At 69.6% G+C, this 25292-nt stretch carries 26 protein-coding genes; 10 read left to right on the top strand and 16 right to left on the bottom strand.

Features of this window, described 5'->3' with window-relative positions; translation table 11 throughout:
• Positions 1–24: 24 nt before the first annotated feature.
• The 3 genes from ACIHFE_RS11420 to ACIHFE_RS11410 form a co-directional block, all read right to left on the bottom strand.
• The gene (locus ACIHFE_RS11420) at positions 25–546 is read right to left on the bottom strand and encodes a GNAT family N-acetyltransferase (protein ID WP_400105637.1); all 522 of its coding nucleotides are present in this window, start codon (positions 544–546) and stop codon (positions 25–27) included.
• An 84-nt stretch (positions 547–630) separates the two neighbouring features.
• Positions 631–1794, bottom strand: coding sequence for an aminofutalosine synthase MqnE (gene mqnE / locus ACIHFE_RS11415; RefSeq protein ID WP_400105636.1), 1164 nt, complete (start codon positions 1792–1794; stop codon positions 631–633).
• A 53-nt stretch (positions 1795–1847) separates the two neighbouring features.
• Complete coding sequence (locus ACIHFE_RS11410) at positions 1848–2303, bottom strand: Lrp/AsnC family transcriptional regulator (protein ID WP_126914801.1); 456 nt, start codon at positions 2301–2303, stop codon at positions 1848–1850.
• 131 nt (positions 2304–2434) lie between these two features.
• Between ACIHFE_RS11410 and ACIHFE_RS11405 the strand changes: the two genes are divergently transcribed.
• Positions 2435–2569 carry a hypothetical protein gene (locus tag ACIHFE_RS11405; protein ID WP_400106083.1) on the top strand — a complete coding sequence of 45 codons (135 nt, stop codon included), beginning with the start codon at positions 2435–2437 and terminating at the stop codon, positions 2567–2569.
• Here the strand turns inward: ACIHFE_RS11405 and ACIHFE_RS11400 are convergent.
• From ACIHFE_RS11400 to ACIHFE_RS11390, 3 genes are all read right to left on the bottom strand, one after another.
• On the bottom strand, positions 2566–3252 hold the full coding sequence (locus ACIHFE_RS11400) for a UbiX family flavin prenyltransferase (RefSeq protein WP_400105635.1): 687 nt from the start codon (positions 3250–3252) through the stop codon (positions 2566–2568). The genes ACIHFE_RS11405 and ACIHFE_RS11400 overlap by 4 nt on opposite strands.
• Before the next feature lie 94 nt (positions 3253–3346).
• Positions 3347–4264, bottom strand: a complete 918-nt coding sequence (mqnP, locus tag ACIHFE_RS11395) for a menaquinone biosynthesis prenyltransferase MqnP (RefSeq protein WP_400105634.1) — start codon at positions 4262–4264, stop codon at positions 3347–3349.
• Positions 4261–5712, bottom strand: coding sequence for a menaquinone biosynthesis decarboxylase (locus tag ACIHFE_RS11390; RefSeq protein ID WP_400105633.1), 1452 nt, complete (start codon positions 5710–5712; stop codon positions 4261–4263). Before ACIHFE_RS11390 ends, mqnP begins: the two co-directional genes overlap by 4 nt.
• Before the next feature lie 87 nt (positions 5713–5799).
• Between ACIHFE_RS11390 and ACIHFE_RS11385 the strand changes: the two genes are divergently transcribed.
• Together ACIHFE_RS11385 and ACIHFE_RS11380 are read left to right on the top strand one after the other, a co-directional pair.
• On the top strand, positions 5800–6087 hold the full coding sequence (locus ACIHFE_RS11385; RefSeq protein WP_400105632.1) for a PLD nuclease N-terminal domain-containing protein: 288 nt from the start codon (positions 5800–5802) through the stop codon (positions 6085–6087).
• A 207-nt stretch (positions 6088–6294) separates the two neighbouring features.
• Complete coding sequence (locus ACIHFE_RS11380) at positions 6295–7719, top strand: alkaline phosphatase family protein (protein WP_400105631.1); 1425 nt, start codon at positions 6295–6297, stop codon at positions 7717–7719.
• Positions 7720–7745: 26 nt separating this feature from the next.
• Here the strand turns inward: ACIHFE_RS11380 and ACIHFE_RS11375 are convergent, their stop codons facing one another.
• The 8 genes from ACIHFE_RS11375 to hemL all read right to left on the bottom strand — a co-directional run bounded on the left by ACIHFE_RS11375 (position 7746) and on the right by hemL (position 16053).
• The gene (locus tag ACIHFE_RS11375; RefSeq protein ID WP_400105630.1) at positions 7746–8270 is read right to left on the bottom strand and encodes an SRPBCC domain-containing protein; all 525 of its coding nucleotides are present in this window, start codon (positions 8268–8270) and stop codon (positions 7746–7748) included.
• A 120-nt stretch (positions 8271–8390) separates the two neighbouring features.
• Positions 8391–9545 (bottom strand): c-type cytochrome biogenesis protein CcsB, encoded by a 1155-nt coding sequence (gene ccsB / locus ACIHFE_RS11370; RefSeq protein WP_400105629.1) that lies wholly within the window; start codon positions 9543–9545, stop codon positions 8391–8393.
• Positions 9542–11287, bottom strand: a complete 1746-nt coding sequence (locus tag ACIHFE_RS11365) for a cytochrome c biogenesis protein ResB (RefSeq protein ID WP_400105628.1) — start codon at positions 11285–11287, stop codon at positions 9542–9544. The genes ccsB and ACIHFE_RS11365 overlap by 4 nt, the downstream gene beginning before the upstream one ends.
• Before the next feature lie 3 nt (positions 11288–11290).
• Entirely contained in the window at positions 11291–12061 is a 771-nt protein-coding gene (locus ACIHFE_RS11360) for a cytochrome c biogenesis CcdA family protein (RefSeq protein ID WP_400105627.1), read from the bottom strand.
• The gene (locus tag ACIHFE_RS11355) at positions 12058–12669 is read right to left on the bottom strand and encodes a TlpA family protein disulfide reductase (RefSeq protein ID WP_400105626.1); all 612 of its coding nucleotides are present in this window, start codon (positions 12667–12669) and stop codon (positions 12058–12060) included. Before ACIHFE_RS11355 ends, ACIHFE_RS11360 begins: the two co-directional genes overlap by 4 nt.
• A 56-nt stretch (positions 12670–12725) precedes the next feature.
• The gene (locus ACIHFE_RS11350) at positions 12726–13931 is read right to left on the bottom strand and encodes a hypothetical protein (protein ID WP_400105625.1); all 1206 of its coding nucleotides are present in this window, start codon (positions 13929–13931) and stop codon (positions 12726–12728) included.
• 128 nt (positions 13932–14059) lie between these two features.
• Positions 14060–14707 (bottom strand): histidine phosphatase family protein, encoded by a 648-nt coding sequence (locus ACIHFE_RS11345; RefSeq protein WP_400106055.1) that lies wholly within the window; start codon positions 14705–14707, stop codon positions 14060–14062.
• A 29-nt stretch (positions 14708–14736) separates the two neighbouring features.
• A complete protein-coding gene (gene hemL, locus ACIHFE_RS11340) occupies positions 14737–16053 on the bottom strand; it encodes a glutamate-1-semialdehyde 2,1-aminomutase (protein WP_400105624.1) in 1317 nt (438 codons plus the stop codon).
• 246 nt (positions 16054–16299) lie between these two features.
• Between hemL and ACIHFE_RS11335 the strand changes: the two genes are divergently transcribed.
• The 4 genes from ACIHFE_RS11335 to ACIHFE_RS11320 all read left to right on the top strand — a co-directional run bounded on the left by ACIHFE_RS11335 (position 16300) and on the right by ACIHFE_RS11320 (position 18514).
• Entirely contained in the window at positions 16300–16878 is a 579-nt protein-coding gene (locus tag ACIHFE_RS11335) for a hypothetical protein (protein ID WP_400105623.1), read from the top strand.
• 19 nt (positions 16879–16897) lie between these two features.
• Positions 16898–17233, top strand: a complete 336-nt coding sequence (locus tag ACIHFE_RS11330) for a YnfA family protein (RefSeq protein WP_400105622.1) — start codon at positions 16898–16900, stop codon at positions 17231–17233.
• A 74-nt stretch (positions 17234–17307) separates the two neighbouring features.
• Positions 17308–18051 (top strand): SDR family NAD(P)-dependent oxidoreductase, encoded by a 744-nt coding sequence (locus ACIHFE_RS11325; protein ID WP_400105621.1) that lies wholly within the window; start codon positions 17308–17310, stop codon positions 18049–18051.
• Positions 18052–18127: 76 nt separating this feature from the next.
• The gene (locus ACIHFE_RS11320; protein ID WP_400105620.1) at positions 18128–18514 is read left to right on the top strand and encodes a VOC family protein; all 387 of its coding nucleotides are present in this window, start codon (positions 18128–18130) and stop codon (positions 18512–18514) included.
• Positions 18515–18521: 7 nt separating this feature from the next.
• On the opposite strand, the gene ACIHFE_RS11315 is transcribed toward ACIHFE_RS11320, so the two are convergent.
• Complete coding sequence (locus ACIHFE_RS11315) at positions 18522–19715, bottom strand: RtcB family protein (RefSeq protein ID WP_400105619.1); 1194 nt, start codon at positions 19713–19715, stop codon at positions 18522–18524.
• 206 nt (positions 19716–19921) lie between these two features.
• Between ACIHFE_RS11315 and ACIHFE_RS11310 the strand changes: the two genes are divergently transcribed.
• The gene (locus ACIHFE_RS11310) at positions 19922–20764 is read left to right on the top strand and encodes a hypothetical protein (protein WP_400105618.1); all 843 of its coding nucleotides are present in this window, start codon (positions 19922–19924) and stop codon (positions 20762–20764) included.
• Between the two features lie 87 nt (positions 20765–20851).
• Positions 20852–21553 (top strand): hypothetical protein, encoded by a 702-nt coding sequence (locus ACIHFE_RS11305; RefSeq protein ID WP_400105617.1) that lies wholly within the window; start codon positions 20852–20854, stop codon positions 21551–21553.
• Between the two features lie 71 nt (positions 21554–21624).
• On the opposite strand, the gene lysS is transcribed toward ACIHFE_RS11305, so the two are convergent.
• Positions 21625–23388 carry a lysine--tRNA ligase gene (gene lysS, locus ACIHFE_RS11300; RefSeq protein ID WP_400105616.1) on the bottom strand — a complete coding sequence of 588 codons (1764 nt, stop codon included), beginning with the start codon at positions 23386–23388 and terminating at the stop codon, positions 21625–21627.
• 137 nt (positions 23389–23525) lie between these two features.
• Here lysS and argS point away from each other — a divergent pair, with 137 nt between their 5' ends.
• Entirely contained in the window at positions 23526–25292 is a 1767-nt protein-coding gene (argS, locus tag ACIHFE_RS11295; protein WP_400105615.1) for an arginine--tRNA ligase, read from the top strand.

Here is a 25292-nt window from a genome sequence, read left to right as displayed (position 1 = left end):
CAGTCAAGCACGGAACGTTGTGGATCAGTCCAGGGGCCGCCACATAAGGATGTCATCCCGGTCGTCACCGGGGGCCAGCCGCAGACCGTCCGGCACCCGGCCGACCTCCTTGAAGCCGGTGCGGGCGTAGAAGTGCTCGATGCCGGTACCGCCGCGCACCTCCAGCCGCAGCGCCTCCAGGCCCAGTTCGCGGGCGAATGCGAGGGTCTCCGCCATCAGCTCCCGGCCATGACCGCCGCCCTGCAGCGCGGGGTCGATCATCACCAGGACCACGGTGGCCCAGTGCAGCATCTTGAAGTCGTCATTGAGCGCCAGGAAGGTGGTGCCGACCAGCCGGCCGTCCGCCCCGTACGCCGCCAGCATCCGCCGGCGGCCGGTGTGCACCGCCGCCATCACCCGCGCGGCGGCCGCGCGTATCTCGCCGGGATCCACGGGCGGGACATAGCCCACCGCGCCGCCCGCCTCGGAGACCTCGTACCAGAGCCGGGAGAAGTCCCCGGTGAGCGCGTCGGAGACCTGGGGATCACGGAGATATGTAAGTGCCATATTGGCGATGCAATCATTACGCGCCGGAGATCCACAAGAGAAAACCCCGGCACCGGGCCGGGGTTTGTCAGGTGAGGGCGCGGCTCAGATCCGCATCGGCTGCGGCGACTCGCGCAGCGCGGCGTCCGGGCCGGGGTACTCGCGGATGATCTCGTAGCGGGTGTTGCGCTCCACCGGGCGGAAGCCCGCCTCGCGGATCAGCTCCAGCAGGTCGTCCCGGGTGAGCTTGTTGGGCGTGCCGTAGTTGTCCGCGTCGTGCGTGATCTTGTACTCGACGACCGAGCCGTCCATGTCGTCCGCGCCGTGCTGCAGGGCGAGCTGGGCGGTCTGCACACCGTGCATCACCCAGAACACCTTGACGTGCGGGACGTTGTCGAACAGCAGCCGGGAGACGGCGAAGGTCTTCAGCGCCTCGGCACCGGTGGCCATGGTGGTGCGGGCCTGCAGCCGGTTGCGGACCTTGCCGTCCTTCATGTCCACGAAGTCGTGCTGGTAGCGCAGCGGGATGAAGACCTGGAAGCCGCCGGTCTCGTCCTGCAGCTCACGCAGCCGCAGGACGTGGTCCACCCGGTGGCGCGGCTCCTCGATGTGGCCGTAGAGCATGGTGCACGGGGTCTTCAGCCCCTTCTCGTGCGCCAGGCGGTGGATGCGCGACCAGTCCTCCCAGTGGGTGTCGTGGTCGACGATGTGCTGCCGGACCTCCCAGTCGAAGATCTCCGCGCCACCGCCGGTGAGCGACTCCAGACCGGCGTCGATCAGCTCGTCCAGGATCTCCGAGGCGGGCAGGCCGGAGATCTTCTCGAAGTGGTGGATCTCGGTGGCGGTGAAGGCCTTCAGCGAGACCTCCGGCAGCGCCTCCTTGAGCGCCTTCAGGGAGCGCGGGTAGTAGCGCCAAGGAAGCGTCGGGTGCAGGCCGTTGACGATGTGCAGCTCGGTGAGGTGCTCGTTCTCCATGGCCTTGGCCAGGCGGACGGCCTCCTCGATGCGCATGGTGTACGCGTCCTTCTCGCCCGGCTTGCGCTGGAACGAGCAGTAGGCGCACGAGGCGGTGCACACATTGGTCATATTGAGGTGCCGGTTGACGTTGAAGTGGACGACGTCACCGTTCTTGCGCGTCCGCACCTCGTGCGCCAGCCCGCCCAGCCAGGCCAGGTCGTCGCACTCGTAGAGGGCGATGCCGTCCTCGCGGGTCAGCCGCTCTCCGGCGTGCACCTTCTGCTCCAGCTCGCGCTTGAGTCCGGCGTCCATCTGGCCCCTCTTCCTTGTGCGTGACAGACCTGGTCGAGACTACTCCCCCGCCCTCAGACGTCCTCGGGCAGCTCACCCACCCGGTTCTCCCACTTGGTGGAGAGCACGATGGTGGTGCGGGTGCGGCTGACGCCCTTGGTGCCGGACAGCCGCCGGATGGTGCGCTCCAGGCCGTCCACATCGCCGACCCGGACCTTGAGCATGTAGGAGTCGTCGCCGGCGATGAACCAGCAGTCCTCGATCTCCTCCAGGTCGCGCAGCCGGCGCGCCACATCCTCGTGGTCGGCGGCGTCGGAGAGCTGAATGCCGATCAGGGCGGTGACGCCCAGGCCCAGCGAGGCGGCGTTGACGGTCGCCCGGTAGCCGGTGATGACGCCCGCCGCCTCCAGGCGGTTGATCCGGTCCGTGACGCTCGGCCCGGAGAGGCCGACCAGCCGGCCCAGTTCCGCGTACGAGGCCCGGCCGTTCTCCCGGAGGGCCTGGATGAGCTGCCTGTCCACCGCGTCCATGCCTGGAACCTTTCAATTAATCAGCGAACTCGCCGTCTTGCGTGTAGAATCTAAGGCATACAGGGCCTCAGGCCCTGCGAATCTTTTAGCGAACCCTTAAGACACCGACGATCCTTCAGGAGTGAAGCCCCGTGTACTCGATCGAGATGGCCTACGCCCGCATGCGTGAGCTGCAGGATCTGGCCAACCGCTCGCGTGCCCACCAGCCCGCCGGCGCCCGCGCGAAGGCCAAGTCCTTCCGCCTCCCGCGCGCCAAGAAGGGCTAACCCTTCCCCGGAGAGCGCGCACCGCCGAGCTCTCCCTTCCATCTGCGGTAGAGCTGGTGCGGCACACCCGCCGCGTCCAGCACCCGCCCGGCGACGAAGTCCACCAGATCCTGGATGTGCGTCGCCCCCGCGTAGAACGCCGGAGAGGCGGGCAGCACGATCGCACCCGCCTCGTCCAGTGCCACCAGCTGCTTGAGCGTCTGACCGTTCAGCGGCGTCTCCCGCACCGCCACCACCAACGGCCGCCGCTCCTTGAGCGTTACGCTCGCGACCCGTTGCAGCAGGTCCTTGGAGAGCCCCAGCGCCACCCCCGCCACACAGGCCGTGCTGGCCGGGACGATCAGCATCCCCTTGGCCGGGTACGAGCCGGAGGACGGACCGGCCGCCAGATCGCCGGCCGGCCAGTGGCGGACATCCGACAGATCCCCCTCGAAGGGGTGCGGCTTGCCGTCCGCGCCGGTCTCCAGCCAGGCACGCAGATCCTCGCGCCAGTGCGCGTCACGGAACGGCAGCCCCGTCTCGTCCAGCAGCGTCAGCCGTGACGCCCGGCTGACCACCAGGTCCACGGACTCGCCCGCGGCCAGCAGGCCGCGCAGCACGGCGGCGGCGTACGGCGTCCCGGACGCGCCGGAGACACCGACCACCCAGGGGCGGCGTTGCGTTGGGTTCTGGTACGGCTCCACGGAGCGAGCCTAACCGCAGGGGTGTGGAGCGCAGCGCGGTGCGGCACTCCCATGGGCGCGGGGCCGGGCGGCCGGCGAGGGCCGCCCGGGCGAGCTACCAGCCGAGCCCGCGGTTGACGAGGTCCAGCAGGGCGAAGAGGAAGAGCGCGATCCCGATCACGCCATTGACCGTGAAGAACGCCCGGTTCAGCCGGGACAGGTCATTCGGCCGCACAATCGAGTGCTCGTACACAAACGCCACCGCGACCACCACCAGGCCCGCCCAGAAGGACATCCCCGCATGCGTGGCCAGGGCGTACCAGACCAGCAGGGCGGTGGTGATGGCATGGCAGACCCGGGAGCCGTACAGCGCGGCCGGGATGCCGAAGCGGGCCGGCGTGGACAGCACGCCATGCGCCCGGTCCGCCGCCACGTCCTGGCAGGCGAAGATCAGGTCGAAGCCGCCGATCCAGACGCCGACGGCCAGGCCCAGGATCACCGCGTCCCAGGACCAGCTGCCGGTGACCGCCAGCCAGGCGCCCACCGGGCCGATCGCCTGGGCCAGGCCCAGGATGGCGTGCGGGAAGTTGGTGAAGCGCTTGCCGTACGGATAGACCACCATCGGGATCACCGCGAGCGGCGCCAGCGCCAGGCACAGCGGATTCAGCAGCGCCGCCGCGCCCAGGAAGAACACCACCGCCACCAGCGCACCGGTCCAGGCGGAGCGCACCGTCACCGCGCCGGTGACCAGTTCGCGGCCGGCCGTGCGCGGGTTACGGGCGTCGATCTCGCGGTCGATGATGCGGTTGCAGGCCATGGCGAAGGTGCGCAGGCCCACCATGGCGACGGTGACCAGGAGGAGCTTCCACCAGTCGATGCGCTCGTCCTTCTGGTACATCGCCGTCAGCGCGGCGATATAGGCGAAGGGCAGTGCGAAGACCGAGTGCTCGATCATCACCAGGCGCAGGAACGCGCGGACCCGGCCGCTGGAGGGGGCCGGTCCGGGGGTGAGGACGCCTTCGGCAGAGGTCACAGTCCGTACTCCGTCCAACGCTTGGTCACCAGTTCGGCGACCGCCGGGTCCGACTCGACCATCCGGGGCCAGCCGCCGTCTCTGGTGTAGCCCTCCTCGGGCCACTTGGCCGTGGCGTCGATGCCCGCCTTGCCGCCCCAGAACTGCTGGTAGGAGGCGTGGTCCAGATGGTCCACCGGGCCCTCGACCACGGTCAGGTCACGCGCGTAGTCCACATTGCCCAGCGCGCGCCAGGAGACCTCGTGCAGATTCCGGACGTCGCAGTCGGCGTCCACGATCACGATCAGCTTGGTCAGCGACATCATGTGCGCGCCCCAGATGGCGTGCATCACCTTCTGGGCGTGCTTGGGGTACTTCTTGTCGATCGAGACGATCGCACAGTTGTGGAAGCCGCCGGACTCCGGCAGGTGGTAGTCCACGATGTCGGGCACCACGACCTTCAGCAGCGGCAGGAAGAAGTGCTCGGTGGCCCGCCCCAGCGGACCGTCCTCGGTGGGCGGCCGGCCGACCACGATCGACTGGAGCAGCGGGCGCCGCCGCATGGTGACGCAGTCGATGGTGAGCGCCGGGAAGTCCTCCTGCGGCGTGTAGAAGCCGGTGTGGTCGCCGAACGGCCCCTCCGGCAGCATCTGCCCGGGCTCCAGCCAGCCCTCCAGCACCACCTCGGCGTTGGCCGGGACCTGGAGCGGGACGGTCTTGCAGTCCACCATGTCCACCCGCTTGCCCTGGATGAAGCCGGCGAAGAGGTACTCGTCGATGTCGCCGGGCAGCGGTGCGGTGGAGGCGTAGGTGACGGCGGGCGGGCAGCCGAAGGCGATGGCCACCGGCAGCCGCTCCCCGCGCTTCGCCGCCACCTGGTAGTGGTTGCGGCTGTCCTTGTGGATCTGCCAGTGCATCCCGATGGTGCGCTTGTCGTGACGCTGGAGCCGGTAGAGGCCCAGGTTGCGGACGCCGGTCTCGGGGTGCTTGGTGTGGGTGAGCCCCAGGTTGAAGAAGGAGCCGCCGTCCTCGGGCCAGGTGAACAGCGCGGGCAGCCGGTCCAGGTCCACCTGGTCGCCGGTGAGCACCACTTCCTGGACGGGCGCGTCCTTGATCCTGCGCGGCGGGACATGCGCCATGGCGCCCAGCTTGCCGAAGGCCTCCCGGAAGCCGACGAAGCCCTGCGGCAGCTCCGGCTTCAGCAGCCCGCCGATCTTCTCGCCGATCTCCTGGTAGGACTGCAGGCCCAGCGCCTTGAGCAGCCGGCGGTCGGTGCCGAAGACGTTCATGGCCAGCGGCATCGCCGAGCCCTTGACGTTCTCGAAGAGCAGCGCGGGGCCGCCCGCCTTGTTCACTCTGTCGACGATCTCCCCGACTTCCAGATGGGGATCGACTTCGGCCTTGATGCGCTTGAGGTCACCATCGCGCTCCAGCGCCCGCAGGAACGAGCGGAGATCGTCATAAGCCATGCGCTCCAGTATCGAGCACGCACTACGCTTGCCTTGTCACGGGGGCCGCCACGCGGCCCGTACCGCTTCGCTCCGGGGGCTCGTCGCATGCTCAGGTATCTGCCCTTCCTGCTGATCCTGGCCCTGTGGATCTATGCCTTCGTGGACTGTCTCAACACTCCGGAGCAGGAGGTCCGCGGCCTGCCCAAGGTGGCCTGGGTGCTGATCATCCTGCTCTTCGGCGAGGTGCTGCTGGGCCCGGTGGCCTGGCTGATCGCCGGCCGGCCGCGCACCGCCACCGCCCGTCCCGGGCAGGGCACCTGGGTGGCCCCGGACGACAATCCGGAATTCCTCCGCTCCCTGGGGCGTGACCGGGACGAAGGGGCGCAGGGCTAGTCCCATACGCCTCCCCTTGGCCCAACAACCGCTCCCCCTATCGGGTAATCGTATTTAGCAGCGGCACCGGGAATTCACGCCAACTCCTTTGTCTTCACGGTCATTTGGCGCTTATTTCACTCGCATCCCCCTCCCTTGGACATCCCCGCGCCGGGAGAGTCGTCATGGTCACACTGTGGCCTGACGCGACATCAGGGAGGGATGACCATGCCCGAGATGACCAGACGCAGACTCCTCGGCTCCGCCGTGGGGGCAGCGGTCAGCGGTGCCGCCTTCGCCCTGCTCCCGCCGAGCGTCCAGCAGGCGGTGGCGGCCGGCCCGGCCCGGCCCGGCTCACTGCGGGACATCAAACACGTGGTCCTGCTGATGCAGGAGAACCGCTCCTTCGACCACTACTTCGGCACCCTCAAGGGCGTACACGGCTTCGCCGACCCGCACGCCCTCAAGCTCTCCACCGGGCGCAGCGTCTTCCACCAGCCGGACAGCCAGAACCCCAAGGGCTATCTGCTCCCCTTCCACCTGGACACCCGTAAGTCCAGCGCCCAGGCCATCCCCTCCACCAGCCACGCCTGGGCCGTCCAGCACGAGGCGTGGAACAACGGGCGGATGGACCGCTGGCTGCCCGCGCACCGCAAGGCGGACGGCAAGAACGGCCCGTATGTGATGGGCTACCACACCCGGGAGGACATCCCCTTCCAGTTCGCGCTCGCCGAGACCTTCACCGTCTGCGACAACTACTACTGCTCGGTCTTCGGTCCCACCTGGCCCAACCGGCTGTACTGGATGACCGGCACCATCGACCCGGGCGGCAGACACGGCGGGCCGGTCACCGACAACACCGCACCCACCCCCTACCGCTGGACCACCTATGCCGAGCGGCTGCAGAAGGCGGGCATCAGCTGGCGGGTGTACCAGGAGGAGGACAACTACGGCTGCAACCTCCTGGAGGAGTTCCAGCAGTTCAAGGACGCCGAGAAGGGCGATCCGCTGTACGAGCGCGGCATGCGCCGGCAGCCGGCCGGCACCTTCGAGGAGGACGCCCGCAACGACCGGCTGCCCGCCGTCTCCTGGATCATCCCCACCGGACCGCAGTCGGAGCACCCGGACTACCTCCCGGCCGCCGGCGCGGACTTCGTCGCCAGGAAGATCGAGGCGATCGCCGACAACCCGGCGGTGTGGGCCAAGACCGTCTTCATCCTCAACTACGACGAGAACGACGGGCTGTTCGACCATGTCCCGCCGCCGGTGCCGCCCAAGGGCACCAAGGACGAGTTCATCAAGGGACTGCCCATCGGCGCCGGGTTCCGGGTGCCCTGTCTGATCGTCTCGCCCTGGACGGTGGGCGGCTGGGCGGCCGGCGAGGCCTTCGACCACACCTCGGCGCTGCGCTTCCTGGAACGCTGGACGGGGGTCCAGGAGCCCAACATCAGCGCCTGGCGCCGGCGCACCTTCGGCGACTTCACCTCGGCCTTCGGCTTCCAGGACCGGGCCGCTGCGCCCCGGCTGGGCGTGGACACCGGCAAGGAGCTGGAAGAGGCCCAGTGGGAAGTGGCCCACCTGCCCAAACCGGTGCTCCCGGGGGCCAGTCAGCAGATGCCCCGCCAGGAGCCGGGCACCCGGCCCCGGCGCTGACGGCCGCCCAGGGCCGCCAGCGGCCGTTAGGGGTTCTCGCCGCGCTCGTACTCACCCCGTAGCTGCTGCCAGCGCTCCACATTCCAGGAGGGCCAGTCGGCGGGGTGGCCGGCGAGCGCCTGGAGCAGGTACTCGAAGTGGTGGTGCCAGCCGGCCAGGCAGTCCAGGCGCTGGTCGTCCGCCCCGGTGAGCTCGTTGGTGAAGTGCAGCAGGGTGCCGCCGACGCTCACCGGGGCGGGCTCCAGCTCGAACCGGACCCGGCCGTGCACCTCCACCGTGTACTCGGCCAGCCGCTGCGGCTGCCAGGCGGTCACCCGGCCGGCGGCGATGGTGGCCTTGCCCTCGGGATCGGTGTTCAGCCAGCGCAGGGTGATCGCCCCGCCCTCGCGCTGCTCGAAGGGGTCGGCGGCGGCCAGCCAGGTGGGCAGGCCCTCGGGCGTGGCGATGGCGGCCCAGACCTTGGACTGCGGGTAGGGCAGGGACACCTCGTAACGCAGGGTGTGGCTTTCACCGCGGGTCTCGGAGGACCCGTACGGGGAGGGGATCTCCATACCCCAGCGGTACCACGACGGCCCGCGTTCCGCCTCTCGGGGAACACGGGCCGCACCAGGCTCGGAGGTCTCGGGGATCTCTGGGATCCCGTAAGGGCGGGCCTCAGACGCCGGAGTACCTCAGACGCCGGAGTAGGAGTGCTTGCCGCCGAACAGGAAGTTGACCCCGTAGTAGTTGAAGACATAGCAGGCGAAGGCGAACAGGCCCAGGTAGGCGGCCTTGCGGCCCTTCCAGCCCGCGGTGGCCCGGGCATGCAGATAGCAGGCGTAGGCGACCCAGGTGATGAAGGACCAGACCTCCTTGGGGTCCCAGCCCCAGTAGCGGCCCCAGGCCGCCTCGGCCCAGATGGCGCCCGCGATGATGGTGAAGGTCCACAGCGGGAAGACGGTGGCGTTGATCCGGTAGCCGAACTTGTCCAGGGTGCCGGCCGAGGGCAGCCGGGTGAGGGCGTTGTCCATGGCCATCTGCGCCTTGACGCCCAGCCGCAGCCAGCGCTGGTCGGCGGGGGTCTCCCGCAGCTTGCGCTCCAGCACCCCGGGACCGGCCTCGCCCTTCTCCAGGCGCTCCTCCAGGCGGTCACGGAAGAGGTAGAAGAGCGTGGCGACCGCGCCCACCCAGAGCGAGGCGCCGGAGAGGATCGCACAGGAGACGTGGATCCACAGCCAGTAGGAGTGCAGCGCGGGCACCAGCTGGTCGCTGGCGGTGTAGAGCACCGAGACAGCCAGGCCCAGGTCCAGCAGCACCGTGGTGACCAGCGGCAGGCCCAGCCAGCGGATGTTCTTCCGGGCGGCCAGCAGGCCCAGGTAGACGCCCACCGCGCACATGCCGAAGGTGCAGGAGAACTCGTACATGTTCCCCCACGGCGCCCGCTGCACCGACAGCGCGCGGGTGAGCACCCCGCCGACGTGCAGGGCGAAGGCCAGCACGGTCAGCGAGATGGCGATCCGACCGTAGAGGTCGCCCTGCTCACTGGTGCCGGCCGCGCCCGGCCCGTCCGGCACATCGTCCCGGCCGCCCGGGGCGGTACGGGTGATGACCTTGGGACGCTCCAGCACCGCGGTGCCACCGCCGGAGGCGCTCTTGACGGTGACGGTCACGGCCCGGGCCGGCTCGGCGGTGATCGCGGCGGCGGTACGGCCCACGGCGCTGCGGCTGCCGAACACCCACTCCACCATGTGCGCGACAAAGGCCAGGGTGTAGACGGCCATGGCCGAATAGATCAGCACATTGCTGATGTGGGCCAGGTTCTCGTTGGTTGCGGCCGCGAGGTTCACGCGCGGGCTCCTTCGGAGGATTCGGACGGTTCGGTGGTATCGGCGCCTTCGTCTGGGGTGGGCGGGGCGTCAGTCTGCAGGGCGGCCGCCAGGTCGGCGAGCTCCTCGGGCACCTTGGCCGACTCGCTGCGGCCCAGCCCGGCCAGCTCCACGACCGTACTCCCGTCCGCGCCGCGCTCCGCGCGCACCCACACCCGGCGGCGCTGGATGAACAGCGAACCGGCGACCCCCAGGATGGCGGCGACCGCGCCGGCCAGCGCGGGCTCGTCGCCCGGCTTCTGGGAGATCTGGAAGGTGGCCCAGTGCTTGATGCCGTCGAAGTGCAGGCTGCCGCCGTTGGGCAGCTGCATGGTGTCGCCGACCTTGAGCAGCTGGGAGAACTTGTTCTTGCCGTCCGGGGTCATGAACTGCTTCATCCCCGAGACGTCCAGCTTGTAGACGCTCTGCGGCACGCCCGTGTCGATGCCCAGGTTGCCGTGGAAGGCGGTCAGCACCATGCCCGGGCTGACCAGGTCAGGGAACTGCGACATCATCGTGCCGGTCCGCTTGTCCAGGGTCGGGACGAACAGACCGGTGAAGCCGATCTGGTCCTTGTTGCCGTCCTTGTCCCGGAAGTCGGGCACCTTGAGGACCACATTCTCGGTGATGTTGCTGTCCAGCGGCAGCGAGGCCACCGCCCCCTGGTAGGAGACGTTGCCCTTGCCGTCCTTGACGGTGACCACCGGGGCATAGCCATGGCCCTGGAGATAGATCTTGGAGCCGTCGATCACCAGCGGGTCGTTGACCTTGATGAGCGCCTTGTGCGGGGCGCCGTCGGCCCCGTTCTGGTAGGTGACATGCGCGGCATAGGTGCGCGGGGTGCCGCGCTGCGGCCCGGTGACCTCATAGGTGGCGTCGAAGCCGTCCAGCTGGAAGCTGAAGCGCGGCAGGTCGGCCGGGGTGAACAGGGAACCGGACTTGAAGTCGTCGTACTGGGTGAGGGTGTTGGCGAAGCCGTCGCCCTCGACGATCAGCTTGCCGCCCTCGGACTTCCACAGCTGGCCGGAGGCGAAGGCCACCAGCAGCACGATCAGCGAGACATGGAAGAGCAGGTTGCCGGCCTCGCGGAGGTAGCCCTTCTCACCGGCCACCGAGCCCTCGGCCGGCTCGGTGCGGAAGCGCTTGCCCTTGAGCAGCCGGCCCGCCGCCGCCAGCACCTGCTCCGGATCGGCGTCGGTGCGCCAGGTGGCATAGGCGGGCATCCGGTCCAGCCGGCGCGGGGCGCGCGGCGGACGGCCGCGCAGCTGGCCGACGAACTGCCAGGTGCGCGGGACGATACAGCCGATCAGCGAGATGAACAGCAGGATGTAGACCGCGGAGAACCACACCGAGCTGTAGACATGGAACAGCTGGAGCTTCTCGTAGACCGGCGTAAGGCTCTTGTGGGCCTTCTGCCAGTCGTCGACCTTGACCGAGTCGACGCTGGTCTGCGGGATCAGCGAACCCGGGATGGTGGCCAGCGACAGCAGCAGCAGCAGGATCAGGGCGACCCGCATCGAGGTCAGCTGCCGCCAGACCCAGCGCACCCAGCCCAGCGCCTCCCGGCCGGCCCAGCCCAGCGCACCGAGCACGCCCGGCCGGCGCACCCCGCCGAAGGAGCCCGCGCCCGCCGGCCCGGTCTCCTCGACCGGGGCCGTGGACAGCCGGCCTGCCTCGGCGGCGTCCTTGGGCGCGGTGTCCGCACTGCTATCGGTGTTGGCCATTGCTCAGATCCCAGGGGTGTATTGGTTGGTCCATGTCTGCAGGTCCTGGACCATGCTGTCCCACAACCCTGTGACCAGGAGTACGCCGACCACGACGAGCATCCCGCCGCCGATCCGCATGACCCAGGCGTAGTGCCGCTTGATCCAGCCGAAGGCGCCCAGCGCCCGGCGGAAGGCCAGCGCGGCGAGTATGAAGGGCAGGCCCAGGCCCAGACAGTAGGCGCCGGTGAGCAGGGCGCCGCGGCCGGCGCTGCCCTGCTGGAGGGCGAGGGTGTTGGCGGCGGCCAGGGTCGGCCCGATGCAGGGCGTCCAGCCCAGCCCGAAGACCACGCCCAGCAGCGGCGCGCCCGCCAGGCCCACCGCCGGCCGCGTATGGAAACGGAACTCGCGCTGCCCGAATCGGTTCAGCAGGCCCATGAAAACCAGGCCGAGCACGATGGTCAGCGCGCCCAGCACGACGGAGATGGTCTCCCGCTGCCGTTGCAAGGTGTTGCCGAAGTAGCCGAAGAGGGCGCCGCCGGAGACGAACACCGCGCTGAACCCCAGCACAAACAGCGAGGACCCGGCCAGCATCCGGCCCCGCCGGGCCTCGGCCATGTCCGCCCCGCTGACGCCGGTGACATAGGAGAGATAGCCCGGCACCAGGGGCAGCACACAGGGCGAGAAGAAGGAGACCAGCCCGCCCAGCACCGCCACCGGAAGCGCCAGCAGCAGCGCCCCGGACAGGACGGTCTGGTTGTATCCCGCGGCGGCCAGCGTGTGCATGGCGGTCACTTCTCCGCGACCAGCGGGTCGAGGGCCTTGCGCAGGTCGTCCTCGGCCAGCGGCTTGAGCGCCCGTCCGGCGATCCTGCCATTGCGGTCGATGAAGATCGTGGACGGGATGGCCTGCGGATTGAGGCTGCCCTCGGGGAAGCGCAGGATCAGCTTGCCGGCCGAGTCATAGAGGCTCGGGTACGGGACCTCGAACTCCTTCTCGAAGGCCCGGGCCGGAGCCGGGTTGGGGTCCCGGGTGTTGATGCCGACGAACTGAACGCCCTTGTCCTTGTAGTCATTGGCGACCTTGACCAGGCTCCTGGCCTCTCCCCGGCAGGGCGAGCACCAGGAGCCCCAGACGTTGACCACCAGGATCTTGCCCTTGTACTCCTTGGCGACATCCAGGTCCTTGTCGTCGACGGTCTTGCCGGACAGGTCAGGAGCGTCCTTGCGGGCGTCCTTGTCCTTGACCACGTCGATGCCGCCGCCGCCCTGGACGAACTGGGTCTGACCGCCACCGCCCGAACTGCCGCCGGAGCCGCAGGCGCTGAGCAGCAGCGCGGCGAGAACGGTGCCGAGGGCCGGCACGACGGTACGACGGCGGGATACACGGCTGGCGGCTGTCATGTGAAAAGTTTCGCATGGCGTGTTATGGGATCTTCCGCGCCCCCCTCACCCCTGGCTCACCCCTTGGCGACCTCCGTCGCGGGCGCCCACCGCTCTCCCACCCGCAGGCTCTGCAGATGCGCGATGACCTGCGGATCCTGGGCATCCAGCCAGTCGGCCAGCTGCCGGAAGGAGACCAGCCGCACATCCTTGTGCCGCTCATCGGCGATCCGTTTGAGCGCCTCCTCCACGGCATCCATATAGATGCCGCCGTTCCACTCCTCGAAGTGGTTGCCGATGAAGAACGGCGCCCGGTTGGTCTCGTACGCGCGCCGGAACCCGGCCAGATAGGCGTCCACGGCCTGCTGCCGCCACAGCGGATAGCGGGCCGGCGGGGCGTTGGTGCTGTTGCGGGACTGGTTGGCCAGCAGGTTGTAGTCCATGGACAGCACCTCGAAGGAGTGCCCGGGAAACGGCATCAGCTGCAGCGGCAGGTCCCAGATCCCCCCCTTCCGGCCGGGCCACACCTGGAGCCCGCCGGCCGCGCTGGCGTCATACCGCCAGCCCAGCCGGGCGGCCGCCGGCAGCAGGCCGGCCTGGCCCAGCAGACAGGGCGTACGGCCGCCCACCAGCTCCTTGCGGTAGTCGAAGGGCAGCGGCTCCAGATCGGTGAAACCGGTGTTGGTGCGCCAGGAGGTGACAAAGGTGATCGCCTGCTCGATCTCGGAGCGCCAGTGCTCGGGCGTCCACCGGGCCACCGAACCGGCGCCGGAACAGAAGTGACCGTTGAAGTGGGTGCCGATCTCATGGCCCTCCAGCCAGGCCAGCCGCACATTGTCCAGGGTCGCCCGGATGTGCTCGTCGGCGAGATAGCCGATGGCCGAGGCGCCCGGGCGGTTGTTGGGCGGCCGGTAGTGCAGCTTCCTGGCCTCGGGCAGGCAGTACAGCCCGGTCAGGAAGAAGGTCATCCGCGCCCCGTGGTCCCGGGCCAGCTTGCGGAAGCGCGGGAAGAGGCCATTGCCGGTCTCCCCGGCCCCGTCCCAGGAGAACACCACGAACTGCGGTGGTTTCTGACCCGGCGCCAGCCGCTCCGGCTCCGGCGGCTGGTTGGGCTGCGGGCCGCCGTTGGCGGTGGAGCCGTCGCCGATGGGACGGGCCCGGGCCGCCTCGGTGGCCCGGGTGACCATGGCCTCGGTGGCCGACGGGGACGCCGAGCACCCGGCGGCGCCCAGCGCGGCGGCCGCGCCCGAGCCCAGCAGGACCCGCCGGCTGATCTCGCCCATGGCGCCGCCTCCGCCCTCACACCTCGCTTCCGTCCATATAAGACGAGGTTCGGCGCGAGGGCGCGCCGGCGTAGGTCGGGCGGCGTACCCCAAGGGACCCCCAGGGACCCCAAGGACCCCCAGGGGCCTTACGCCCCGAAGGCCTTCTGTCCGCCCTTGACCGGCTTGGCGCCGGCCAGCAGATGCCTGGGCACCAGATCCCGGGCGGGCTCGCTGTACCCCACCGAAACAATCTTGTCGCCGCGGTAGGTGAAGGTGGTCAGGCTGGCCAGGGTGCACTGCCGCTTGCGCGGGTCGTGCCACAGCCGGCGGCGCTCGGCGAAGCTGCGCACCACCCAGATCGGCAGCTGATGGCTGACGCACACCGCCTCATGGCCGCGCGCCGCGTCCCGGGCCGCGCCCAGCGCGCCCATCATCCGCACCACCTGCTCGATATAGGGCTCGCCCCAGGACGGCTTAAACGGGTTGGTGAGGTACTTCCAGTTGGCCGGCTTGCGCAGCGCTCCGTCGCCCACCCCGAAGGTCTTGCCCTCGAAGACGTTCTCCGCCTCGATCAGCCGCTCATCGGTGGCCAGGTCCAGGCCGTGCGCCTTGGCGATCGGGGTGGCCGTCTCCTGGGCACGCTCCAGCGGGGAGGCCACCACATGGGTGATGTCCCGGTCCGCCAGGTGTTCGGCCACCCGGTCGGCCATCTGCCGCCCCAGCTCGGAGAGGTGGTAGCCGGGCTTGCGGCCGTAGAGGACGCCATCCGGGTTGTGCACCTCGCCGTGCCGCATCAGATGGACCACAGTGATGTCGCTGTTGCTCACTTCTTCCCCTCCGTCGCCTCGGCCGCCGCCCGGGCCGCCGCCGGCAGTGCCGCCGCGATCTTCTCGATCGCCGTATTGTCGTGCGCCGTGGAGACGAACCACGACTCAAAGGCCGACGGCGGCAGATAGACGCCCTGCGCCAGCATCGAGTGGAAGAACGCGGTGAAGCGGAACGACTGCTGGCCACGGGCCAGTTCATAGTCGGTGACGTCCCGGTCGGTGAAGAACACCGAGAACATGCTGCCCGCGGTCTGCAGGCGGTGCGCCACGCCCTCCTTGGCCAGCGCCTGGGTCACCAGCGCCTGGATCTCCGCGGAGACCGAGTCCACCTTGGCGTACGCGGCGTCGTCCAGCAGCCGCAGCTGGGCCAGGCCCGCCGCGGTGGCGACCGGGTTCCCGGACAGGGTGCCCGCCTGGTAGACCGGGCCGGCCGGGGCCAGGTGCGCCATCACATCGGCGCGGCCGCCGAAGGCCGCGGCCGGGAAGCCGCCGCCCATCACCTTGCCGAAGGTCATCAGGTCCGGCTTGACGCCGTCGATGCCGTACCAGCCCGTCCTGCTCACCCGGAAGCCCGTCATGACCTCGTCGGAGATGAACAGCGCGCCGTTCTTCTCACAGGCCGACTTCAGCCCGGCGTTGAAGCCCGGCAGCGGCGGCACCACGCCCATGTTGCCGGGGGACGCCTCGGTGATCACACAGGCGATCTCGCCCGGGAAGCGGTGGAACGCCTCGTGCACCGCCTCCAGGTCGTTGTACGGCAGCACGATGGTGTCCCCGGCCTGGGCGCCGGTGACTCCCGGGGTGTCCGGCAGCCCGAAGGTGGCCACCCCGGACCCGGCCGCGGCCAGCAGCGCGTCCACATGGCCGTGGTAGCAGCCGGCGAACTTGATCACCTTGGCCCGGCCGGTGAAACCACGGGCCAGCCGGATCGCCGACATGGTCGCCTCGGTGCCGGAGGACACCAGCCGCACCTGCTCCACCGGCTCGATCCGGGCCACGATCTCCTCGGCCAGCGCCACCTCGCCCTCACCGGGCGTACCGAAGGAGGTGCCGCGCGCCACGGCCTGCTGCACCGCCTCGATCACCTCGGGGTGGGCATGGCCGAGAATCATCGGCCCCCAGGAGCACACAAGATCCACATACTCGCGGCCGTCCGCGTCGGTGAGGTACGGACCACGACCGGAGACCATGAACCGGGGCGTACCGCCCACGGCCTGGAAGGCACGGACCGGCGAATTCACGCCACCGGGCGTCACGACCGCCGCGCGCTCGAAGAGCGTCTGGGACACTGGGGCTTCATACGAATAAGGCACTTTGATCCTGACCTGCGAAAACGGGGACTGGGAAGGCGTCGGAGGAGCTGCTTTCGGCAGGGCGTCAGCCCTTGCGCGTCTGGGACACTGGGGCGGGATACGGGCGACTCACGCCAACCATGGTCTCAGAGGCCGGAGGACACCGGCCTCCGGGCGTTTCGGACGCCGCAGACGGGGGAGCTCTGAGACGATGATCGGGTTGCGCGGCGGGGGCTGTGCTGCGTAGAAAAGCGATCGGGTGGAGATATGCAGCATCGCGGCGGCGGGCTGGGCGAGGGCACCGACGATCTGGGGCCCGAGGACGCCCGACGAGCACGCAGGGGCCGGCACCGGCGTGCGGAACGGCCCGGAACACACGGGGAACACAGCACAAGCGGGAGTGGCCGAATGGGGGTGACCTACAAGTACTTCGGGGCGCCCAACGGGGCCACCGCGGCGCGGGTGCCCATCTCCATGCGCCCCGAGGAACTGGGCGGCGATGAGCTGGGCATGGGGGGCATGTTCACCAGGATCAAGCCGGAGACGGTCGCCGCCATGGTGCTCACCGGCATCCAGGGCATACCCCTGCACAAGGTGCCCCCGCTGGAACTGGTGGTGCTCCACCCCGACTACGCAGTCGTCAAGCTCCCCATGACGGTGGTCGACCCGCTGCGCGGCATCGGCGAGGAGTCGGTGGGCGCGGCGGCCTTCATCTGGTCCACCGTCCCCGACCGGGGCGGACCGCGGGACGCCTTCACGGTCTACCGGCTGCTGCATGAGTGGCAGGACTTCTCGCACCGGCTGCATGAGGCCGGCCATCAGCCCTACTGCCTGGTCTGGCCCTGACGTCCCGTATTTTCGCCCTATGCTCGCCTTTCGCTCCATCGCCCTTTTCCTGCTGGCCGCACTGCTGGAGATCGGCGGCGCCTGGCTGGTCTGGCAGGGCACCCGGGAGCACCGGGGCTGGGCCTGGATCGGCGCCGGTGTGATCGCCCTGGGCGCCTACGGCTTTGTCGCCACCCTGCAGCCCGACGCCCATTTCGGCCGGATCCTGGCCGCCTACGGCGGGGTCTTCGTGGCCGGCTCGCTGGCCTGGGGGATGGTCGCCGACGGCTACCGGCCGGACCGGTACGACGTGGCGGGGGCCCTGGTCTGCCTGATCGGTGTGGCGGTGATCATGTACGCGCCACGGGGCCGCTGAACCCGGCATATCCTGCGCTTCAGTCGTCCGCTTCGGTCGTCCCCTTACGCCACTTACGCCTCAGGAGGCCGCAGATGAGCACCCGTACCGCCGTAGTCACCGGCGCCAGCAGCGGAATCGGCGCCGCCACCGCACGCCAACTGGCCGCCGCCGGCTACCGCGTGGTCCTCACCGCCCGCCGCAAGGACCTCATCGAGGCCCTGGCCGCCGAACTGCCCGAGGCCACCGCCCACGCCCTGGATGTCACCGACCGGGCCGCGGTGGACGCCTTCGCCGCCACTCTGGACAGCTGCCACCTCCTGGTCAACAACGCCGGCGGCGCCCTGGGCACCGACCCGGTGGCCACCGCCGACCCCGCGGACTGGCGCACCATGTACGAGGTCAATGTGCTCGGCACCCTCCATATGACCCAGGCCCTGCTGCCCGCCCTCAAGCAGAGCGGCGACGGCACCGTCGTCCTGCTCTCCTCCACCGCCGGCCTGGCCACCTACGAGGGCGGCGGCGGCTATGTCGCCGCCAAGCACGGCACCCATGTGATGGCCGAGACCCTCCGCCTGGAACTCTGCGGCCAGCCGGTACGGGTCATCGAGATCGCCCCCGGCATGGTGAAGACCGAGGGCTTCGCCCTCACCCGCTTCCGCGGCGACCAGGAGAAGGCCGACGCCGTCTACACGGGCGTGGCCGAACCGCTCACCGCCGAGGACGTGGCCGAGACCATCACCTGGGCGGTCACCCGCCCCAGCCATGTCAATGTCGACCTGCTGGTGCTGCGCCCCCGCGCCCAGGCGTCCAACTACAAGGTCCACCGCGAGCTGTAGGTCGCAAGACCTATCGCCAACCGGCCCGCTCCGGACTAAGTTCCTTGATCAGAATCCGCTGATCCAGGAGCACTCCATGCGCGTCATCGCCTTTGACCACCTTGTCCTCAATGTCGCCGACGTCGAACGCTCCCTCGCCTTCTACACCGGCCCGCTCGGCCTGGAGCCGGTCCGGGTGGACGAGTGGCGCAAGGGCGAGGTGCCCTTCCCGTCCGTGCGGGTCACCCCCGGCACCATCATCGACCTGGTGGCGGGGGCGCGCGGCGAGTCCAATGTGGACCACATCTGCCTGACGGTGGAGCCGCTGGACTGGCAGACCGTGATCGACTCCGGCACCTTCGAGGTCCTCGACGGCCCGGTCCCCCGCTTCGGCGCCCGCGGCACCGCCCAGTCGGTCTATGTCCGCGACCCCGACGGCAACACGGTGGAGCTGCGCTGGTACCCGCAGGACCGGGAGGCGTGAGGGGTGCTCAGCCCTTCACACAGATGACCTGCTTCAGCTTGGCCACCACCTCGACGAGGTCCCGCTGCTGGTCCATGACCTGCTCGATCGGCTTGTAGGCGGCCGGGATCTCGTCCACCACCCCGGAGTCCTTGCGGCACTCCACACCCCGGGTCTGCTCCGCCAGGTCCTGCGCGGAGAACCGCTTCTTTGCCTGGTTCCGGCTCATCCGGCGGCCCGCGCCATGCGAGGCGGAGTTGAAGGAGTCGGGGTTGCCCAGGCCGCGGACGATATACGAGCCGGTGCCCATCGAGCCCGGGATGATCCCGTACTCGCCGCTGCCCGCCCGGATCGCTCCCTTACGGGTCACCAGCAGGTCCACGCCCTCATAGGTCTCCTCGGCCACATAGTTGTGGTGACAGGAGATGACCGGCTCAAAGGCCACCTTGGCCTTCTTGAACTCCTTGCGGACCACATCCTTGAACAGGGCCATCATGATCTCGCGGTTGTGCCGCGCATACTCCTGGGCCCAGAACAGATCGTGCCGGTAGGCGGCCATCTCCGGAGTCTCCGCCAGGAAGACCGCGAGGTCACGGTCGACCAGCCCCTGGTTGTGGGACAGCTTGCGGGCCTGCCCGATGTGGTACTCCGCCAGCTCCTTGCCGATGTTGCGGGACCCGGAGTGCAGCATCAGCCACACCGAGCCCGTCTCATCGAGGCAGAACTCCACAAAATGGTTCCCGCCACCCAGCGTCCCCATCTGCTTCAGCGCCCGGCTCTGACGGAACTTGACCGCATCCGCCACCCCCTGGAATCGCATCCAGAAGTCGTCCCAGCCCGCCGTCGGCAGCCCATGCAGCCGCACCGGGTCCACCGGGTCGTCATGCATGGCGAAGCCCACCGGAATCGCCGCCTCGATGTTCGAGCGCAGCCGGGACAGGTCGCCCGGCAGATCATTGGCGGTCAGCGAGGTCTTCACCGCGGACATGCCGCAGCCGATGTCCACCCCGACCGCCGCCGGGCACACCGCGCCCCGCATGGCGATCACCGAGCCCACCGTGGCCCCCTTGCCGAAGTGCACATCCGGCATCACGGCCAGGCCCTGGACCCACGGCAGGGTGGTGACATTCCGCAGCTGCCGCATGGCGACGTCCTCCACCATCGCCGGATCCGTCCACATCCGGATCGGCACCCGGGCACCGGGCAGCTCGGTGTACGACATAACTTCCTCATTCCCCCGAACGCATTGACGAATGCGCCGAAACCCCAGACAAAAGCAGATAACGCAAATTCCGGACCAGTCACCTGATACGCGACGGCGAACCAGCGGTCCCGGCGGCGTTGCGGTACACATTGTGTCCAGCGGCCGCCCACCGGCGGCAACCGTATTTCGGCCGCGACCGGGCGAGCGAAGGGAAGGCACGGACCGTGCAGCGAAGGGCGTATGCACCGACGGCCGCACTGGCCGCGGCCCTGCTCACCACGGCCCTGGCCGGCTGCGGCGGTGGCCATGGTGCGGGTGGTGGCGCCGACGACCCCAAGCCCGGCACCGGTGATTCGGCCGCCCCGGCCGCCGAACCCGGCAAGTACCACAACCTCCCCGAGCCCTGCGGCTACATCAGCCGGGACGCCCTGCGCAAACTGCTGCCCGCCGATGACAGCATCAGCGAACAGGACGCCGAGCGGCTCTACCACGGCCAGGCCACCGTCACCTATGACACCGACCGCCGGGTCGGCTGCCGCTGGAAGCAGGAGACCCCGGACGCCACCCGGCACCTGGCCGTCGACTTCGAGCGGGTGGTCTCGTACCAGAGCGGCGTCAGCGACGACGACCGGGCGCAGCAGCTCTACCAGAAGCTGGCCGACGACGCCCATATCCCGGCCGCGTCCTCCTCCCCCGCCGCCCCCAGCCCGTCCGCCACCACGGCCGCCGGCAAGAGCGACGACGGCAAGAACGCCCCCAAGCCCGCCGGCAGCGCCGGGCGCACCGTGGCGCCGTCCACCGCTCCCCCGCCGGCCAACGGCCCGGACCTGGCCCCGCGCACCCTGGACGACCTGGGCGACGACGCCTTTATCGACGACAAGCCGAGCTCCGACAGCAGCGGGGTGCACCGCGACATCAAGGTGGTCTTCCGCTCCGCCAACGTCCTGGTCACCATCGCCTACGACGAGTGGCCGGCCGACAGACGCCGTCTGCCCGCCGACCAGGACATGCAGCGCAAGGCCCATGCCCTGGCCCGGGAGATCGACGCGGGACACTTCGGCAACTAGGACGGATCAGCCCAAGCCCCACCGCGGGGCCGCGTACCGTGCGCGTAGGCAGAGACCCACCACCCGCACCGAATGAGCGAAGGACCCATGCACCGACGAACAGCCCCGCGACTCGCCCGACTCCTCGCCTGCGCCGCAGTACCGGTGATGCTCGTCGCCGGCTGCTCCTCGGGCGGCGGCGGTGAGAAGAAGAGCTCGGCCACCCCCTCGGCGAGCAGCGCCCAGCCCTCCGCCAGCGCCACCGCCACGGTCGCCGCGGTGAAGTACCCCAAGACCCCCGACGCCTGTAAGACGCTCTCCGGGAAGACCATCGACAACCTGGTCCCCAAGGCGAAGAAGAAGGAGGGCGAGGCCCTCCCCGACAGCTGCTTCTGGAACGGCCTCAATGACGAGGACCCCAATGACCTCCAGTACCGGGCGCTGAATGTCTCGCTGAAGAACGTGGGCTCCGACCCCACTCTCGGCTCCGGTGACCAGCGCGCCCAGGTGTACGCGGCGGAGGCGGTCAAGAAGGCGACCACCGAGGACGGCGCCAAGGACGCCAAGGTGGAGAAGGTGAACGGCCTGGGCGACTGGGCGTCCTCGGTCAGCACGGTCACCAAGAAGGACGGTGACGAGTTCCAGAACGAGACCGTGGTGGTGCGCACCGCCAATGTGGTGGTCATCGTGAAGTACAGCGGCACCGGCTACCAGGGCGCCAAGGCGCCGGACGCGGGCGATCTGATGAAGAGCGCCAAGGACGCGGCCAAGGAGGCGGTGGCCTCGGTGGCGGCCGCCAACAAGAAGTAGGCCGCCGACAAGAAGTAGGACGGCATGACGAAGGGGGCCACCGCCGGGCGGTGGCCCCCTTTGTCACACGGTTACGCGCTCAGCAGCTTGCGCACCCGGTCCGCGCCCACCGCCAGCAGCAGCGTGGGCAGCCGGGGACCGGTGTCCCGCCCGACCAGCAGCTGGTAGAGCAGCGCGAAGAACGCGCGCTGGGCCACCTTGAGCTCGGGGGTGGGCTTGGCCTCCGGGTCCAGGCCGGCCTGGATCTTGGGCACGCCGTAGACCAGGGTGGTCAGGCCGTCCAGCGACCAGTGCTCGTCCAGCCCGTCCAGCAGCAGCCGCAGCGACTCCCGGCCCTGCTCGTCCAGCGCGGCCAGGGTCTCGGTGTCCGGCTCCTCGCGGACGATGGTGCGCTGGTCGGCCGGGACCTGGGTGTTGATCCAGTGCTCGGCGCGGTCCAGCCGGGGCCGGGTCTCGTCCAGCGAGGTCACCGGGTTGGCCGGGTCCAGCTCGCCGAGGATGCGCAGGGTCTGCTCATCATGGCCGGCGGTGATGTCGGCCACCGAGGCCAGCGTGCGGTACGGCAGCGGGCGCGGGGTGCGCGGCAGCTCACCGGCGGCGGTCCGGGCGGCACGGGCGTACGCGGCGGCGTCGGCCGGCAGCACCGAGCCGTCGGCCACCTTGGCCTCCAGCTTGTCCCACTCGTCGTAGAGCCGCTGGATCTCCTGGTCGAAGGCGATCTTGAAGGACTGGTTGGGCTTGCGGCGGGCGTACAGCCAGCGCAGCAGCGGCGCCTCCATGATCTTCAGCGCGTCGCCCGGGGTGGGCACGCCGCCCTTGGAGGAGGACATCTTGGCCATGCCGCTGATGCCGACAAAGGCGTACATCGGGCCGATGGGCTGCTCGCCGCCGAAGACCTTGCGGACGATCTGGCCGCCGACCACAAAGGAGGAGCCGGGCGAGGAGTGGTCCACACCGGAGGGCTCGAAGATCACGCCCTCGAAGGCCCAGCGCATCGGCCAGTCGACCTTCCAGACCAGCTTGCCGCGGTTGAACTCGCTCAGCAGGACGGTCTCCGAGTGCCCGCACACACAGGTGTAGGCCAGCTCGGTGCTCTCGTCGTCATAGGCGGTGACCGTGGTCAGGTCGCGCTCGCAGACGCCGCAGTAGGGCTTGTACGGGAAGTAGCCCGCGCCGCCCGCGCTGCCGTCGTCCTCGGCGGCCGCGCCGGAGCCCTCCGCCGCCTCCAGCTCCGCCTCGTCCACCGGCTTCTGCTGCTTGGCCTTGGGCTTGCCGGTGGCCTTGTCCTTGGTGCGGTACTGGTCGAGGATCGCGTCGATCTCGCCGCGGTGCTTCATCGCGTGCAGGACCTGCTCGCGGTAGACGCCCGAGGTGTACTGCTCGGTCTGGCTGATCGGGTCGTACTCGATGCCCAGCTCGGCCAGGGCCTCGACCATGGCGGCCTTGAAGTGCTCGGCCCAGTTGGCGTACGCGGAGCCACGCGGCGCCGGCACCGAGGTCAGCGGCTTGCCGATGTGCTCGGCCCAGGACTCGTCGATGCCCTCGACGCCCGCCGGAACCTTGCGGTAGCGGTCGTAGTCGTCCCAGGACAGCACATGACGGACCTCATGGCCCCGGCGCCGGATCTCGTCGGCGACCAGGTGCGGGGTCATGACCTCGCGCAGGTTGCCCAGGTGGATCGGGCCGGACGGGGACAGACCCGAGGCGACGACGATCGGTTTGCCCGGGGCGCGGCGCTCACCTTCGGCGATGACCTCGTCGGCGAAACGGGAGACCCAGTCGGCCTCGGTGCTCTGAGCCTGAGCCACGGCACTTCCTTCCTTACGGTCTGGCATGACCATTCTCCCAGACGGCGCCGCCGCCCCGGGGGTTGCCCGGGGGCCCGGCCCAAACGCAGCTGAGCCCGTGGTACCCCGCATGGGATACTCGGTGCCATCGAATGAACGCCGCCTACCGGAATGGCACCCACCCCATGGCTTCGGTTGACTCCCTCGCTTCCTCGCTCCACCAGCGCATCGCGGACGCCCTCTCGGCAGCCCTGCCGGAGGCGGGCACCGCCGACCCGCTGCTGCGACGAAGCGACCGGGCCGACTTCCAGGCCAACGGCATGCTGGCGCTGGCCAAGAAGCTCAAGGGGAACCCGCGGGAGCTGGCCGCCAAGGTCGTCGAGGGCCTGCCCAAGGGCGAGTTGATCTCCGATGTCGAGGTCTCCGGTCCGGGCTTCCTCAACATCACGGTCTCCGACCGGGCGATCACCGAGACGCTGGCCGCGCGCGCCGCGGACCAGCGGCTGGGCGTGCCGGTCAAGGAGAAGCCGGGCACCACGGTGATCGACTGGGCGCAGCCCAATGTCGCCAAGGAGATGCATGTCGGCCATCTGCGGTCGGCGGTGATCGGCGACGCGGTGGTCAAGATCCTTGAGTTCACCGGCGAGAAGGTGATCAGCCGCCACCACATCGGCGACTGGGGAACCCAGTTCGGGATGCTGATCCAGTATCTGCTCGAGCACCCGCACGAGTTGGACCACAAGAACGAGCAGGCGGTCTCCGGCGAGGAGGCCATGTCCAACCTCAACCGCCTCTACAAGGCGTCGCGCGCCCTGTTCGACTCCGACGAGGAGTTCAAGGAGCGGGCCCGCCGCCGGGTGGTGGACCTCCAGGCCGGCGACGAGCAGACCCTCGCCCTGTGGCGGCGGTTCGTCGATGAGTCGAAGATCTACTTCTACTCGGTCTTCGACAAGCTGGACATGGACATCCGCGATGAGAACGTGGTCGGCGAGTCCGGCTACAACCACATGCTGACGGAGACCTGCCGGCTGCTGGAGGAGTCCGGCGTGGCGGTCCGCTCCGAGGGCGCGCTCTGTGTCTTCTTCGAGGACGTCAAGGGCCCGGACGGCAAGCCGGTGCCGCTGATCGTCCAGAAGTCGGACGGCGGTTTCGGCTACGCGGCCACCGACCTGTCCGCGATCCGCGACCGGGTGCAGAACCTGGGCGCGGACACCCTGCTGTATGTGGTGGACGCCCGCCAGGCGCTGCACTTCAAGATGGTCTTCGAGACCGCCCGCCGGGCCGGCTGGCTGAACGACGAGGTGCACGCGGTGCAGCTGGCCTTCGGCACCGTGCTGGGCAAGGACGGCAAGCCGTTCAAGACCCGCGAGGGCGAGACGGTCCGGCTGGTGGACCTGCTGGACGAGGCCATCGAGCGGGCCACCGCGGTGGTCGGGGAGAAGGCCGGGAAGGTGGGCCTGAGCGAGCAGGAGATCACCGAGAACGGCCGCTATGTGGGCATCGGCGCGGTGAAGTACGCGGACCTGTCCACCTCGGCGATCCGCGACTACAAGTTCGACCTGGACCAGATGGTCTCGCTCAACGGCGACACCTCGGTCTACCTCCAGTACGCCTACGCCCGGATCCGCTCCATCATCCGCAAGGCGGAGGGCAGTTCGCCCGCCGCACACCCCGAGCTGCCGCTGGCGCCCGCCGAGCGTGCGCTGGGCCTGCACCTGGACCAGTTCGGCGAGACCCTGGCGGAGGTCGCGGCGGGCTATGAGCCGCACAAGCTGGCCGCCTATCTCTACCAGCTGTCCTCGCACTTCACCGCGTTCTACGACCAGTGCCCGGTGATCAAGGCCGACACCCCGGAGCAGGTGGCCAACCGGCTGTTCCTGTGCGAGCTGACCGCCCGCACCCTGCGGCAGGGCATGGAACTGCTGGGCATCCGCACCCCCGAGCGCCTCTAG

Source organism: Streptomyces sp. NPDC052396, from assembly GCF_044593195.1.
Classification (GTDB): Bacteria; Actinomycetota; Actinomycetes; order Streptomycetales; family Streptomycetaceae; genus Streptomyces.
The sequence above is the reverse complement of the archived record's forward strand: the minus strand, read 5'-3'. Positions and strand labels throughout refer to the sequence as shown.

Excerpts from the sequence above, each read along its gene's own strand:
- ACIHFE_RS11380 (WP_400105631.1), top strand. The coding sequence starts at position 6,295 with ATGCCCGAGATGACCAGACGCAGACTCCTCGGCTCCGCCGTGGGGGCA.
- ACIHFE_RS11365 (WP_400105628.1), bottom strand. The coding sequence starts at position 11,287 with ATGGCCAACACCGATAGCAGTGCGGACACCGCGCCCAAGGACGCCGCC.
- ACIHFE_RS11330 (WP_400105622.1), top strand. The coding sequence starts at position 16,898 with ATGCTCGCCTTTCGCTCCATCGCCCTTTTCCTGCTGGCCGCACTGCTG.
- ACIHFE_RS11385 (WP_400105632.1), top strand. The coding sequence starts at position 5,800 with ATGCTCAGGTATCTGCCCTTCCTGCTGATCCTGGCCCTGTGGATCTAT.
- ACIHFE_RS11350 (WP_400105625.1), bottom strand. The coding sequence starts at position 13,931 with ATGGGCGAGATCAGCCGGCGGGTCCTGCTGGGCTCGGGCGCGGCCGCC.
- ACIHFE_RS11315 (WP_400105619.1), bottom strand. The coding sequence starts at position 19,715 with ATGTCGTACACCGAGCTGCCCGGTGCCCGGGTGCCGATCCGGATGTGG.
- ACIHFE_RS11345 (WP_400106055.1), bottom strand. The coding sequence starts at position 14,707 with ATGCGGCACGGCGAGGTGCACAACCCGGATGGCGTCCTCTACGGCCGC.
- ACIHFE_RS11355 (WP_400105626.1), bottom strand. The coding sequence starts at position 12,669 with ATGACAGCCGCCAGCCGTGTATCCCGCCGTCGTACCGTCGTGCCGGCC.
- ACIHFE_RS11375 (WP_400105630.1), bottom strand. The coding sequence starts at position 8,270 with ATGGAGATCCCCTCCCCGTACGGGTCCTCCGAGACCCGCGGTGAAAGC.
- ACIHFE_RS11420 (WP_400105637.1), bottom strand. The coding sequence starts at position 546 with ATGGCACTTACATATCTCCGTGATCCCCAGGTCTCCGACGCGCTCACC.
- ACIHFE_RS11305 (WP_400105617.1), top strand. The coding sequence starts at position 20,852 with ATGCACCGACGAACAGCCCCGCGACTCGCCCGACTCCTCGCCTGCGCC.
- ACIHFE_RS11390 (WP_400105633.1), bottom strand. The coding sequence starts at position 5,712 with ATGGCTTATGACGATCTCCGCTCGTTCCTGCGGGCGCTGGAGCGCGAT.
- ACIHFE_RS11325 (WP_400105621.1), top strand. The coding sequence starts at position 17,308 with ATGAGCACCCGTACCGCCGTAGTCACCGGCGCCAGCAGCGGAATCGGC.
- lysS (WP_400105616.1), bottom strand. The coding sequence starts at position 23,388 with ATGCCAGACCGTAAGGAAGGAAGTGCCGTGGCTCAGGCTCAGAGCACC.
- ACIHFE_RS11320 (WP_400105620.1), top strand. The coding sequence starts at position 18,128 with ATGCGCGTCATCGCCTTTGACCACCTTGTCCTCAATGTCGCCGACGTC.
- argS (WP_400105615.1), top strand. The coding sequence starts at position 23,526 with ATGGCTTCGGTTGACTCCCTCGCTTCCTCGCTCCACCAGCGCATCGCG.
- mqnE (WP_400105636.1), bottom strand. The coding sequence starts at position 1,794 with ATGGACGCCGGACTCAAGCGCGAGCTGGAGCAGAAGGTGCACGCCGGA.
- ACIHFE_RS11410 (WP_126914801.1), bottom strand. The coding sequence starts at position 2,303 with ATGGACGCGGTGGACAGGCAGCTCATCCAGGCCCTCCGGGAGAACGGC.
- ACIHFE_RS11335 (WP_400105623.1), top strand. The coding sequence starts at position 16,300 with ATGCAGCATCGCGGCGGCGGGCTGGGCGAGGGCACCGACGATCTGGGG.